This window comes from Salinivibrio sp. PR6 (genome assembly GCF_001995955.1).
GTDB lineage: Bacteria > Pseudomonadota > Gammaproteobacteria > Enterobacterales > Vibrionaceae > Salinivibrio > Salinivibrio siamensis.
Genome location: NZ_MUFA01000004.1, coordinates 26,739 through 39,405 on the forward strand (window position 1 = coordinate 26,739; position 12,667 = coordinate 39,405).

Below are 12,667 nucleotides of genomic sequence, written 5' to 3' on the forward strand. Positions count from 1 at the left end.
AATGTCAGTGCTGATTAATAAAGATACCAAAGTGATCTGCCAAGGTTTTACAGGTGGACAAGGTACTTTCCACTCAGAGCAAGCTATTGAGTATGGAACACAAATGGTCGGCGGTGTATCCCCCGGTAAGGGCGGTACGACTCACCTAGGTTTACCTGTGTTCAACACGGTGGCCGATGCGGTCGAGGCGACGGGTGCGACAGCATCAGTTATTTATGTTCCGGCCCCTTTCTGTAAAGACGCGATCCTAGAAGCGATCGATGCTGGTATTGAGCTTATTGTATGTATTACGGAAGGTATCCCAACACTGGATATGCTGGAAGTAAAAGTGAAGCTGGACCAAGCAGGCGTGCGTATGATTGGGCCTAACTGTCCAGGTGTGATCACGCCGGATGAGTCTAAAATCGGCATTATGCCGGGGCACATTCATCAATCTGGTAAAGTGGGCATTGTGTCGCGCTCGGGCACACTGACGTATGAAGCCGTTAAGCAAACCACTGATGAAGGCTTTGGCCAATCCACCTGTGTTGGTATTGGTGGGGACCCTATTCCAGGCTCAAACTTTATCGACATTTTAGAAATGTTCGAAAAGGATCCGGCGACCGAGGCGATCGTGATGATCGGTGAGATTGGCGGGACTGCAGAAGAGGAAGCGGCGGCTTACATCAAAGCCAATGTGACCAAGCCCGTAGTGGCATATATTGCCGGGGTAACAGCACCTCCAGGTAAGCGCATGGGTCATGCGGGAGCAATTATTTCTGGTGGTAAAGGAACCGCAGACGATAAATTTGCTGCCCTTGAAGCAGCGGGTGTCACGACGGTTAAAAGTCTTGCTGATATTGGTAAAGCATTGCGCGAGAAAACCAGCTGGTAAGCCAGACAAAGTAATCGCATAAACAAAAGCCGCTCATATGAGCGGCTTTTTGATATAGAAAACATAATAAGTGGTTAGGGCTTAGTGCGAGCGATTCGGCAATAACTGCGCCAACATAAAGACACTGGCTGCTGCAACCACCACAGATGGGCCAGCGGGCGTATCATAAAACCAAGAGCCTGCCATACCTAGCAGCACCGCAGCCATCCCAATGAGGCTAGCAAACGAGGCCATTTGCTCTGGTGTTGAGGCGATGCGCCGTGCCGTTGCCGCGGGAATGATTAGCATAGAGGTAATAATTAATGCCCCGACAAATTTCATCGCCAACGCAATGACCAAACCAATCAGTAGCATCAATAACAGCCGCAGCTTTTCTACTGCAATACCTTCTACCTTGGCAAGCTCTTCGCTGACTGTCATCGACAGTAACTGCTCCCAGTAATACGCGAGTACCCCGAGTGTTAAGCACGCGCCAATGGCTAGTAAAGTGAGATCGGCAAAAGAGACCGCCAACAAATCGCCAAACAAATAGGCCATGAGATCGACGCGCATGTTGTCCAAAAAGCTTACTGACACTAACCCCAATGACAGGGCACTGTGAGCCAATATACCGAGCAAGGTATCAGTCGAGACCAGGTGTTGGCGCTGTAGTCCCACCAATAAAACCGCCAGGAGTAAGCAGGTGATCACGAGTGCGAGGTTTAAGTCGATTTGCAGCAGAAAGCCTAACGCTAAACCGAGTAGTGAGGCGTGAGCGAGGGTATCGCCAAAGTAGGCCATACGTCGCCAGACCACAAATGAGCCCAAAGGGCCGGCAATGGCGGCGATCAATAAGCCGCCCATGATAGGGGCAAGTAAGAACTCAATCATGATGATGCTCTTGGTGTTCGCAGCTTACAGGTTGCCCTGCAAGATCATGTTTATGATGATGGTGGTGGTGATATAGCGCGAGTTGCTCACTGGTTTGGCGACCAAACATCGCCACATAAGAAGGGTGCTGAGAGATGGCATCGGGCTCACCGGAGCAGCAGACATGATGCTGCAAACAAATCACTTCATCGGTTTTAGCCATTACTAAATGCAAGTCATGCGACACCATGAGTACCGCGCACCCAAGGCTATCACGCAATTGACTGATCAGGCTATACATCTCCAATTGACCGCTGACATCAACCCCTTGCACTGGCTCATCTAACACCAACACATCAGGGTGCTTTAAAATGGCGCGGGCGAGTAGAACGCGTTGCGTTTCACCGCCGGAGAGGGTATGCATATTCGCATATTGCAAGGACTCGGCATTGACCGTATGTAGCGCCTGGCTAATCTGCGCATTGGTATAGCGTGTTCCCAGACGAATAAACCGATCAACCGTTAGCGGCAGAGTTTGATTTAACTGCAACTTCTGAGGTACGTAACCGATTTTTACGTCTCGGGCTATTTGTACTGTGCCGGCGCTCGGCTTAACTAAACCGATCAGTGCTTTGACAAGCGTCGATTTCCCGGCGCCATTGGGGCCAATTAGCGTGGTAATTTGCCCGCGCTTTAGTTGCATCGAAACCTTATCCAGCACATGGCGGCCATTGAAGGTCACCGTCACCGCATCGAGCGAGACTAGCGAGTCAGTCATAGTGAAAAAAGCATTGTGAATTGGAATTGTTATATTATAACATTTATAGCCAGTGAGAAAACATAAGAATGAGAGGAAAAATGACGGCGCGTATCATTGGGGTATTTATTGCACTACTACTGGCATTGCCCGCGCAAGCTACGTCGGTAATGACATCGATTAAGCCTTTACAGCTGATCGCGGCAGGACTTGTGACACAAGACGATACCGTCGATGTGTTGTTGCCGCCGGGGGCGTCACCGCATAGCTATGCGCTAAAGCCATCGGACATACGCGGTTTAAATCAAGCGGATGTGACGATTTGGGTGGGACCCGAGCTAGAGCTCTTTCTTTCTAAATTGTTGGCGGATAAACCTTCTGTATTGACCTTGACGCAGGTCGAGAATATGCCGTTGCGCCATTTTGATGGCGGGCACCATCATCATCATGGACACGATCATGGCGAGCACAATATTGACCCGCACCTTTGGCTGGGACCCAAAACGACTCGAGTGGCGGCACAAGCTATTACAGAGGCATTGATTGAAGCCGCTCCCGGTAAAGCAGAGCAATACCAAGCCAACCTGACTCGCTTTAATGAACAGCTCGATCAAACCGTTGCCGATATTCAGCAAGACCTCGCCACCCGTATTCAGTCAGGGTATTTTGTCTTCCATGATGCCTATGGTTACTTTGAAGATGCTTTTGGCCTCGAAAAAACAGGACATTTTACGGTTGATCCAAGTCAAAAGCCTGGGGCGAAAACCTTGGTGACGATTCGCCGAGGTTTGCTTAATCATGATGCGACCTGTATCTTCACTGAGCCGCAGTTTAATCCCGCACTGATTGATGCTGTGACACGACATAATGACGTCAATGTACTTGCCTTAGATCCATTGGCGACATCAATTCCGGTAGCGCCTGATAGCTATCAGGTGTTTTTAAAAGATTTAGGAAATCGTTTCACACGTTGTTTAAAGCATGAAACTACTGACTAACTGGCTCGCTGTGACAGCCAGACTTCCTCGCCAGCACAAGCTGGCCCTGGCTTCATTATCTCTTTTGGTTGGCGCTGCCCTCATGTGGCAGCCCCATCCTTTTTCTCCCAAAGAACGGCAACCGTTGCCGGCGGTCAACCAACACCAAGCGCCGGCGACAGTGGATCACAGTGAACCGATTGAGCAAGGCATGGATGCAAACGATCCTGCCTTGAGTGTGCCTGAAGATGCGCTCGAGCAAGACATCACATCTGAGGCGCCGCGTGTCCATCACCACACCGTCGCGGCAGGGGATACACTCGGTGAGATCTTCTCACAGTATGGTCTCGCTATCGGTCAGCTCTACCAAATGCTGGATGTGAACGATAAAGCCGGCGATATTCGCCGCGGACAAAAAATGGAATGGCAAGTTGACGAGGAAGGTCGATTGCTGACGTTCACCGTTTATCAATCGATTAAATACCGCGACTATTACCAGTTCGATCAAGGTACCGTTGACTATCAGCGCTTGGAAACCAAAGGCGAGTTTGAGAGTGTGACCTTGATTGGACGGGTGAACAGTAGCTTTTATCAGCAGGCGCGCCAAGCTGGGCTCACACCTAATCAGATTCAAAATCTGGTCTCGGCGTTACAGTGGCGTTTTGACTTTGGACGTCAATCTCGTCGCGGCGATCAGTTTGCGGTACAAGTAAACAGAGAGTTCATCGACAATAAACCCGTGTCATCGGGTAAGGTCACGGCCATGCTCTACAAATCGGGCAGTCGAGACATTTTTGTCTATCGTCATCATGATGGACGCTTTTATGATCAGAAGGGGCAAAGCCTTGATCGTGCGCTCCGTCGTTACCCCACTGCCAAGCGCTATCGTATTAGCTCATCGTTTAACCCACATCGTAAACACCCGATCACCGGGCGTATTTCACCGCACAATGGCACTGACTTCGCGACGCCAGTGGGTACCTCAGTATTGGCCGCCGGTGATGGTGTTGTCGTTAAAGCGCGTAAACACCCGCTAGCGGGTAATTACGTGGTGATTAAACACGGGCGTGAGTATTCAACGCGATATTTACATTTGCATCGGATTTTAGTGAAGCCGGGCGATCATGTGTCGATGGGACAACGAATCGGATTAAGTGGTAATACCGGTCGCTCAACGGGGCCTCATCTTCATTTTGAATTGCTCAAATACGGTCACCCGGTCAACGCGATGAAGGTACCGCTGCCTGAGGCGCACCCCGTTCCTAATGGCGAGCGTAATGGGTTCCAGCGTCAAGCTAAACGTGCACATCAGGCGTTGGCGCAGCGATTAAATGGGTAATGGGTATCAATTATGTGAGGCCTAGCTCACATTTAGGGTTGCAGGGTTTTATTTAGGGGCAGGTCGCAGGACACTACGCTACTGAATCCTGCAACCTGTCTCTCTTCTCGTACATGAAACGCCGATGTCTCTGTTTGTTATGGCTGGCTCTCATCTTTCCTTGCCTACCTTTGCAGGCGCATGATCCCTTGCTCACATCGTTTCAATCATACGGCGGTCTTAATGGCCTCGGTGATGTTCGCGATGTGGCGGTGCAGTCATCTGGTGGTATGTGGCTGTTGGATAACCAAGGACGCATTCATTTTTTTGACGGTCATCAGCGCCATCCACTCAACGACGCCCTGACCTTGCCTGATGAAAAGATCCTGACCATTGCTTATGCTCATCAGGTGCTTTGGATGGCAGGAAGGCAACATGTTTATCGTTTCCAGCCAAGTACCAATACGCTTACCGCTTTCCCGTTGCCCGATGCCGTTGCACAGACACGCGCTGATCATGCGCCTCATCCCCCCCAATCGCCACGACTGGCGACGATCAATAATACGCTATGGCACATTCAAAGCGGCCAGATAAGCGTCTATCAACGGGAAGATAAGGCATTTCACGTGTGGCGAACGGGTCCGTGGCGTGCTGATAGTGTTTGGTTTACTGCGGGTCATCGATTGTTTGCGGTCGGGACAAGCTTATACCAACTCAGTGACGCGGGTGTGCGTCAACTGACACGCTTTTCTACGCCGATTACAGCGATCACGGCGAAACAAGACAGAGCATGGATCAGTACCGAAAAGCGTGTTTATCTACTGGCATTATCGGGCGATCAAGTAAAAGCACAACACGTGTTGAATACGCGTGGAGGCTACCAAAGAATGACGGTCGGCTCGGGCGGGTTGTGGGCCGCCAATCATAACGGGTTATTTCGACTTTCCCTAGACGGTGTCGCGACGCCTGTTTGGCAGCCAGGCTCTCAGGGCATAGCAGGCCAAAGCATCACTTTTTTATGGGCAGATTTTGAAGGGGGGATCTGGTTTTCAACCGATCAGGCTACACGTTATCGTGCGCCGGGCCAGCGTTGGATCACTCATCAACACCGTGCGTTTCCCAGCGTGCTTACCCATGGTTTTATGGCGCAGAGTAACCCTTGGGGGCTAGAGAGAGGCAGTTGGCGCGATTTAAGTGGGTATCGCACTGTACCATGGACCTCGGATGCACCAAGCGGTGAATACCTCAGTGCCACCCGAGACGGTCAGCGCCTTTGGTGGTCAACACCGTCAGGTACAAAAGGGATCAATACGAAAACAGGGGCAAGCATCGTCATACCCGACCAGTTGGCAACCTTGCCCGCTGAGCATTTGTATACTGATGCCGAGGGCACCATCTGGTTATCGGTTGACGATCAGGTGATGCGCTACTGGCCGGACACACAGACATTGGTCAGTTATGGTACGCGATGGCAGGCTCATCACGCGGGTGAGGTGTTAGGCTTTTACGATGATGGTCGCGGCAGTGTATGGATCCGTGACCAGAATGGCTTAACCCGTTATCGAGACGGTCATTTTAAGCCGGTCCCCTTGGCGAAAGACCGACTGCCTGTGCAGGATATGTATACCGATGAACGAGGTCGTTTATGGCTCACCAGTGCGCGCGGTGTGTATCAATACGATCCTAGCGCCCCAGACGCCGCGTCATTGGTTTATTTATCGCTACCCGATGAGCGATTCCACTGTGTCACTGGTAACCGCGACGGCGTATGGGCGTACAGTAACCAAGCATTGGTACACATTGCCCCACGAGGGTTCGTGCGCACATTTCGCCTCCCATCTGATGCAGAAAAAGTGGCCTGCTACGCGACCCAACCCCATCAACTCACTCTGTTGGCAGGGGATTATACCTACCAGATAGATACTGACCAATTGGCGTTTTCTCTGCGTAAACCGCCAAGTGTTGTGATTGGTGCGGTTTGGCAGCAACGCAAGCGTTGGCGTATTGGTCCTCGACAGCAAACAGCGGTGACATTACTAGAGCAAAGCCCCGCCTATCTAGCGTGGGGGAGTTGGCCTCCAGAACGACAAGTGACACGCGTGCATTACCAGCTCGTGCCTTATCAGCACGCTGGTCAGCCAATGGCTGACAAACTGGCCGCTTGGCAGCAAACCGGCAGTGATACGATTTCTTTGGCCAATATGGTGGGGGGGCACTATCAATTACGTATTGCTATCCCGCGTGATGGTGCTTCCCATACTGTGTTAGACATCTCTGTCTCTCTTCCTCTGTTGCCTCACATTATCAATGGCATGGTACTGGCCTGCTTTGTGAGCCTGGTTCTTGCGGCTGTCATCTTAGCCTTGAGACAACGTCACTTGTCGGCGGTGCACATAGAGACATCGAGCGTGCCCACCTCCGGGCCGCTGGATGAAATCTCGGATGTTACATATCCTATCGGATTTGAATCGCCCTCATCACTGGCGCTGGCTTCAGACCAAGCCAATCAGCGATGGACAGCCGAGTTTGAGAAAGTTATCGCGGCCAAGTACCAAGATCCTGACTTTTCAATGGCTCAGGTAGCAAGCGCGTTAGCGATGTCTGAGCGTAATTTGCAACGTAAGTGTCGACAGTATTTTGGTGTGACAGTGACCGCTTATGTGACGCAGAAACGACTGAGTGATGCCGCTGCGCGCTTGCAGCACGGGCATTCGGTTGCGGATGTGGCTGAGGCGTGCGGATATCGCGATCCGGCTTACTTTAGTCAACGGTTTAAAAGCTACTTTGGTGTCAGTCCTTCGCAGTATCGACGCACGACGACCGATATGACCGTGGCAGATATACGTGATTAGGTTGGGCTGTTGACCTGAAACCCAGGGGGAAATGCGCGTAAAAGAAAACGTGGCATAGCCGGGGAGCCATGCCACGGGTGTCAACGACACCTTCGCTTGCTGCCGAGGGCGGGGAGCCCGCCCTGGTAAAAAACGGGCTGGTCAGGCGTGTATTGTCTCAACCAGCGGCATCAATATACCGTAATTTGCGCTTGAGTCGTTATGACTAAACCGCCAATCGCATCTTGACAGGATTAAGGTTAAGGTATTGATAATTATTGCTTTTATTTCCTTTTTTCTGATTTTGACGAAAATAACGAAGTGCACTTACCCATTGACGACTAACCCACTGGCGGCGAGTGTCTCCCTCAGCTGTTGGATGAGGGGCTGTGCTTGCTCGTGAGGACGATGCCCCACTTGTAGGTGGCCCCAAATCGGATTTGGCCATACCGGATCCGTTTTAAACCGAGCAACATGGTGGAGATGGAGCTGGGGAACTAGGTTGCCGATTGCGGCGATATTGAGCTTGTCAGGGGAGAATAGACGCTCAAGACAGCGCGCCACTATGGCCGACTCTTGCCACAGCGAGTGCTGCTCAGTATCGTCAAGGTGGTGAATTTCTTCGATGTCCTGCTTACGTGGGATCAGCAAGAGCCATGGACCAATATCGGCATGCGCAAGGCGCAACTGACAAAGTGAGAAATCACCGACATAAGCGCTATCGGCGGCTAATCGTGAGTGGAGAACAAAGGACATACAGACTCCTTATTGCAATGCGAGCGCATAGCTTACATCACAACTTGCTTTTGGGTCACAAACTCCTCACCGAATAGGAGGATTCGCCTCATAAGAAACAAAAAGCAAGTACGCTTAACACAATGTTGAAGCCAAATGTGTCGACGAACGCGAGAGGAGGTGGCATGCATTATCAAGACGTCCTAGCTTTTTGGTTTGGCGACGAGCGTAGTGAGTGGGTTCCTTCGTCCGCCTCGCAGGCACGATGGTTTGGCGGTAGTCCAGACGTTGATGAGGCGATTCGCGAGCGATTCCAATCTTGGGTCAGTGCGGCCGGCGCGGGCGCATTAAATGACTGGGCCCAGACCGCAGAGGGGCGTTTGGCATTGATTATTCTGCTCGATCAATTCCCCCGAAACTTATATCGCGGGTTGGCGGCAGCATATCGGTATGATGCCTTGGCATTGGCTCTCTGTAAGGCAGGGCTTGCGAAAGGTGACGACCAAGTCTTGACCCCGCTTCAACGGGTGTTTTTCTATCTTCCCTTGGAGCATGCTGAAGAAGAAGCAGACCAAGAAGAAGCACTGTTTCGGTTTGATCAACTGCGCCAGCGAGTGAGTGGGGAGGCAAAAGCTTGGTACGAGCAATGCTTTGATTACGCACGCCAGCACTACGACATTATTACTAACTTTGGTCGATTTCCTCATCGCAATGCGGTGATGGGACGGTTATCGACTCCCGAGGAACGATTGTGGCTTAGCGAAACGGATCAGCATTTTGGTCAGGGATAAAAAAGGCGCCCACTTGCAACCAGTGGGCGCCCTTCTTCTGTGCTTATCCGCACAACAAGGATCATCTAACCTTGTTACATGCGCTCAAGCGTGTTGATACCCAACAGATCTAGGCCTTGCTTGATGGTTTTGGCCGTCAATGCAGCCATTCTTAGGCGGCTTTGGCGCGTATTCCCTTCAGAAAGCAGGATAGGGCATGCTTCGTAGAAGCTTGAGAATAGACCAGCCAGTTCAAATAGGTAGCTACACATTAAGTGAGGCTGACCCTCTCGCGCGACTGATTTAACCGCTTCTTCAAACTGAAGCAGTTTGGCGACCAGCGCTTTTTCTTTCTCATGCTCAATGAGCATTTCACCGTCGAGTGCATCACGGTCAACCCCAGACTTGGCAAAGACTGACGCCACACGGGTATAGGCATACTGCATATAGGGGGCGGTGTTGCCCTCGAAGGCCAGCATATGATCCCAGTCGAAGATATAATCCGTGGTACGATGCTTTGACAGATCGGCATACTTGACGGCTGCCATCGCGACCGTGGTTGAGATATCTCGCTGCGTATCAGCATCCATATCTGGATTTTTCTCTGCGATCAGTGCCTTGGCTCGTGTTTCTGCTTCATCGAGTAAGTCAGCGAGGCGGACTGTGCCCCCAGAGCGGGTTTTGAAAGGTTTACCGTCTTTGCCGAGCATCATGCCAAACGCGTGATGCTCAAGACTGACCGAATCCGGCACATAGCCCGCTTTGCGCACAATGGTCCAAGCTTGCATGAGATGCTGGTGCTGACGTGAGTCAATAAAGTAGAGCACACGGTCAGCGTTGAATTGCTCGTAACGATATTTGGCACAAGCAATATCAGTGGTGGTGTACAAATAGCCACCATCACGTTTTTGGATGATCACACCCATTGGCTCGCCGTCTTTGTTTTTGTACTCGTCAAGGAAGACAACTTGTGCGCCATCATCTTCTACGGCAATCCCTTTGGCTTTTAAGTCTTCAACAATACCGGGCAGCATATCGTTATACAGACTTTCGCCCATCACATCTTTATTGCTCAATGAGACATTCAGGCGATCATAGTTACGTTGGTTTTGCTCCAACGTTACTTTGACAAGCTTTTCCCACTTTTCTTTGCAGTAGGCGTCACCGCGTTGCAGGCGAACCACGTAGTCGCGCGCTGTGGCGGCGAAAGCTTCATCTTCGTCGTAGCGGGCTTTGGATTCACGATAGAAGTTTTCGATATCACCCAGTTCCATGGAGACATCGTCACCGCGTGACTCATGTAACTCGAGGTTGGCAATGAGCATACCGAACTGTGTCCCCCAATCACCGAGATGATTGGCACGGGTCACGTTGTGGCCTAAAAATTCGAGGGTGCGTACAACGGCGTCACCAATGATAGTGGAGCGAAGGTGGCCAACGTGCATTTCTTTTGCCACGTTAGGGGCTGAATAGTCCACCACAATGTTTTGTGTGTCTTGTTTATCGACACCCAAACGTGCGTCCGACAGGGCGGCATCTGCCTGTTTGGCTAACCACTGATCGTTAAGGAAGATATTGATAAAGCCTGGGCCGGCAATTTCTGTTTTGCTCGCCATATCACCGAGGTCGAGCGCATCCAAAACGTGTTGAGCAAACTCACGGGGGTTCGTGCCGAGCTTTTTGGCTGCTCCCATGACTCCATTCGCTTGATAGTCACCAAATTGTGGCTTCGCAGACTGACGCACTGCCGCTGGTGTGCCCTCAGGCGCACCCGCCGCAACCATCGCGGCAGACACTTTTTCGTTAAGAAGACTTTGAATATTCACTTGCTTACCTTTACTACTAGCCGGGCTGATTATGAACGACCCGTTATGTGGGCTTCCAGCTTATTAATACAAGAATCCGCCAACACTGCACTGCCACGTAACCAAGCGTGCAAACACAGTGTTGGCGGGATGCTGTATTGTTGCGAACCATGACGTCAATCGACGCGGATTAGCCCTAATGATACCCATAAAACAGCAGGCATTGGCAATAGTTATTCAACGCCATCCTTGATATCTTTCGCGACTGGAAGACAACGAGCACTATAAAACCTTGAGAGGTCACTATGCATGATGCCAGCAATTGGGTATCCCTGATGCGAGATCAAGCAACTTTTACAGATAAAATCAATCAGTTGCTGGAAACGCTGGCGATTGATTGTACCCAGTTAACGCTTGATCACGTTGCGATCCGTACCAATGATAGCGTGTTAACACAATCGCTTGCCGGCCATCTAAGCGAACAGGGGCAATTAATATCACAGGCGATGGTCAACCAGCGGCCGATCCATATTTATCAGCTTAATACCCCATTACACTTTGGTGTCTGGCAAACTGATTTAGTGGAATTGCCGTTTCCTCACCACAAAACCTATCCTTTTCAAAACTGGGAACATATGGAGTTTGTGGTTCCTTGCCGCCATGCCACCCTATCAGGGCTTGAAGACGCGTTACACGTGCAGTTTCCAGGCTTACTCGCGCGCGCAGCAAAGCTGAGCGAGATAACGGTTAAACACAGTGAGCCACAGGTTGCGGGAGAGCGGTTGGCCAATCCAACCATCGCGTTTAAGCAAAATGGTGTTTGCGTGAAGTTTCATCCTTACTCACTCGCGCAAATTATTGCTAGCGAAGCCAGTGCTTGAGCACTGGCTCAACCAATGTTGTCGGTTTACAAGATCACGGTTTTATTGCCATGGACAAATACCCGGTCTTCGACAACACATTCAATTGCTTGACTTAGCACACTTTTTTCCACGTCGCGGCCTGCTTTGGCCATATCTTGTGCGCTAAAGCTGTGATCAACATGAATCACGTCTTGGCCAATAATCGGCCCTTCGTCCAAGTCATTGGTGACAAAGTGGGCGGTGGCACCAATGATTTTGACCCCACGCTCAAACGCTTGATGGTATGGACGGGCACCGATAAATGCGGGCAAAAAGCTGTGATGAATATTGATGATACGATGCGGATATTGGGCAACAAAGTCAGGCGTCAGAACCCGCATGTATTTCGCGAGAATGATGTAGTCAGGCTGATGGGGTTGAATCGCTTTGAGCATGGCTTGCTCGTGCTCTTCTCGGCTTAGGCCCTCATGGCTGACATAATGAAAAGGGATATCAAAGCGCTCAGTCAGATGTTGTAGTTTGTCGTAGTTACCGACTACCGCTGCAATATCAATCTCGAGCGAGCCATCATAGGCTTTCATTAAAATGTCGCCGAGGCAGTGGGATTCTTTGGTGACCATGATGACGACGCGTTTGCGGCGCGAGCTAATCAGCTGGCGCTGGCTGCCAGGTGGTAGCGCATGGTCAAGATCGAGAAGCAGGGTGTGATCGTTAAAAATCCCCTCCAGCTCAGTGCGCATATAAAACTGCCCAGTGACATTATCGACATACTCTCGGTTGTGAATAATGTTGAGCTGATGTTTATAGCAAATGTTGGTGATAGTCGCGATGAGCCCTTGGGCGTCAGGACAGTCCGTGAGAAGTGTTTTTCGTTCCATGTTGGTCGTG

The 12,667-nt window shown here is 50.9% G+C and carries 11 protein-coding genes; 6 read left to right on the forward strand and 5 right to left on the reverse strand.

Going from position 1 to position 12,667, the window contains the following annotated elements; all coding sequences use genetic code 11:
- Nucleotide 1: 1 nt before the first annotated feature.
- The gene (gene sucD / locus BZG72_RS03785) at nt 2–874 is read left to right on the forward strand and encodes a succinate--CoA ligase subunit alpha (RefSeq protein WP_046073551.1); all 873 of its coding nucleotides are present in this window, start codon (nt 2–4) and stop codon (nt 872–874) included.
- A gap of 81 nt (nt 875–955) precedes the next feature.
- Here sucD and znuB read toward each other — a convergent pair whose 3' ends face one another.
- Together znuB and znuC are read right to left on the reverse strand one after the other, a co-directional pair.
- Complete coding sequence (znuB, locus tag BZG72_RS03790; protein WP_046073550.1) at nt 956–1,744, reverse strand: zinc ABC transporter permease subunit ZnuB; 789 nt, start codon at nt 1,742–1,744, stop codon at nt 956–958.
- Entirely contained in the window at nt 1,737–2,501 is a 765-nt protein-coding gene (gene znuC / locus BZG72_RS03795) for a zinc ABC transporter ATP-binding protein ZnuC (RefSeq protein WP_077579204.1), read from the reverse strand. The genes znuB and znuC overlap by 8 nt, the downstream gene beginning before the upstream one ends.
- An 80-nt stretch (nt 2,502–2,581) precedes the next feature.
- Here znuC and znuA point away from each other — a divergent pair, with 80 nt between their 5' ends.
- From znuA to BZG72_RS03810, 3 genes are all read left to right on the forward strand, one after another.
- A complete protein-coding gene (znuA, locus tag BZG72_RS03800) occupies nt 2,582–3,478 on the forward strand; it encodes a zinc ABC transporter substrate-binding protein ZnuA (RefSeq protein ID WP_077666128.1) in 897 nt (298 codons plus the stop codon).
- Complete coding sequence (gene mepM / locus BZG72_RS03805) at nt 3,462–4,796, forward strand: murein DD-endopeptidase MepM (protein WP_077579205.1); 1,335 nt, start codon at nt 3,462–3,464, stop codon at nt 4,794–4,796. The genes znuA and mepM overlap by 17 nt, the downstream gene beginning before the upstream one ends.
- A 188-nt stretch (nt 4,797–4,984) precedes the next feature.
- Entirely contained in the window at nt 4,985–7,627 is a 2,643-nt protein-coding gene (locus BZG72_RS03810; RefSeq protein ID WP_158075440.1) for an AraC family transcriptional regulator, read from the forward strand.
- A gap of 306 nt (nt 7,628–7,933) precedes the next feature.
- Here BZG72_RS03810 and BZG72_RS03815 read toward each other — a convergent pair whose 3' ends face one another.
- Nucleotides 7,934–8,362: an HIT family protein gene (locus tag BZG72_RS03815; RefSeq protein WP_077579207.1), complete on the reverse strand. Its 429-nt coding sequence runs from the start codon at nt 8,360–8,362 to the stop codon at nt 7,934–7,936.
- Nucleotides 8,363–8,526: 164 nt separating this feature from the next.
- Here BZG72_RS03815 and BZG72_RS03820 point away from each other — a divergent pair, with 164 nt between their 5' ends.
- Entirely contained in the window at nt 8,527–9,132 is a 606-nt protein-coding gene (locus tag BZG72_RS03820; RefSeq protein WP_077605923.1) for a DUF924 family protein, read from the forward strand.
- A gap of 74 nt (nt 9,133–9,206) precedes the next feature.
- Here BZG72_RS03820 and argS read toward each other — a convergent pair whose 3' ends face one another.
- Nucleotides 9,207–10,937: an arginine--tRNA ligase gene (gene argS / locus BZG72_RS03825; RefSeq protein ID WP_046073544.1), complete on the reverse strand. Its 1,731-nt coding sequence runs from the start codon at nt 10,935–10,937 to the stop codon at nt 9,207–9,209.
- Between the two features lie 314 nt (nt 10,938–11,251).
- Between argS and BZG72_RS03830 the strand changes: the two genes are divergently transcribed.
- Nucleotides 11,252–11,797 (forward strand): VOC family protein, encoded by a 546-nt coding sequence (locus BZG72_RS03830; RefSeq protein ID WP_158075441.1) that lies wholly within the window; start codon nt 11,252–11,254, stop codon nt 11,795–11,797.
- Between the two features lie 26 nt (nt 11,798–11,823).
- Here the strand turns inward: BZG72_RS03830 and purU are convergent, their stop codons facing one another.
- Nucleotides 11,824–12,657 (reverse strand): formyltetrahydrofolate deformylase, encoded by an 834-nt coding sequence (gene purU, locus BZG72_RS03835; RefSeq protein WP_046073542.1) that lies wholly within the window; start codon nt 12,655–12,657, stop codon nt 11,824–11,826.
- Nucleotides 12,658–12,667 lie beyond the last annotated feature (10 nt).

Excerpts from the sequence above, each read along its gene's own strand:
- mepM (WP_077579205.1), top strand. The coding sequence starts at position 3,462 with ATGAAACTACTGACTAACTGGCTCGCTGTGACAGCCAGACTTCCTCGC.
- znuA (WP_077666128.1), top strand. The coding sequence starts at position 2,582 with ATGACGGCGCGTATCATTGGGGTATTTATTGCACTACTACTGGCATTG.
- BZG72_RS03820 (WP_077605923.1), top strand. The coding sequence starts at position 8,527 with ATGCATTATCAAGACGTCCTAGCTTTTTGGTTTGGCGACGAGCGTAGT.
- purU (WP_046073542.1), bottom strand. The coding sequence starts at position 12,657 with ATGGAACGAAAAACACTTCTCACGGACTGTCCTGACGCCCAAGGGCTC.
- znuB (WP_046073550.1), bottom strand. The coding sequence starts at position 1,744 with ATGATTGAGTTCTTACTTGCCCCTATCATGGGCGGCTTATTGATCGCC.
- BZG72_RS03830 (WP_158075441.1), top strand. The coding sequence starts at position 11,252 with ATGCGAGATCAAGCAACTTTTACAGATAAAATCAATCAGTTGCTGGAA.
- BZG72_RS03815 (WP_077579207.1), bottom strand. The coding sequence starts at position 8,362 with ATGTCCTTTGTTCTCCACTCACGATTAGCCGCCGATAGCGCTTATGTC.
- znuC (WP_077579204.1), bottom strand. The coding sequence starts at position 2,501 with ATGACTGACTCGCTAGTCTCGCTCGATGCGGTGACGGTGACCTTCAAT.
- sucD (WP_046073551.1), top strand. The coding sequence starts at position 2 with ATGTCAGTGCTGATTAATAAAGATACCAAAGTGATCTGCCAAGGTTTT.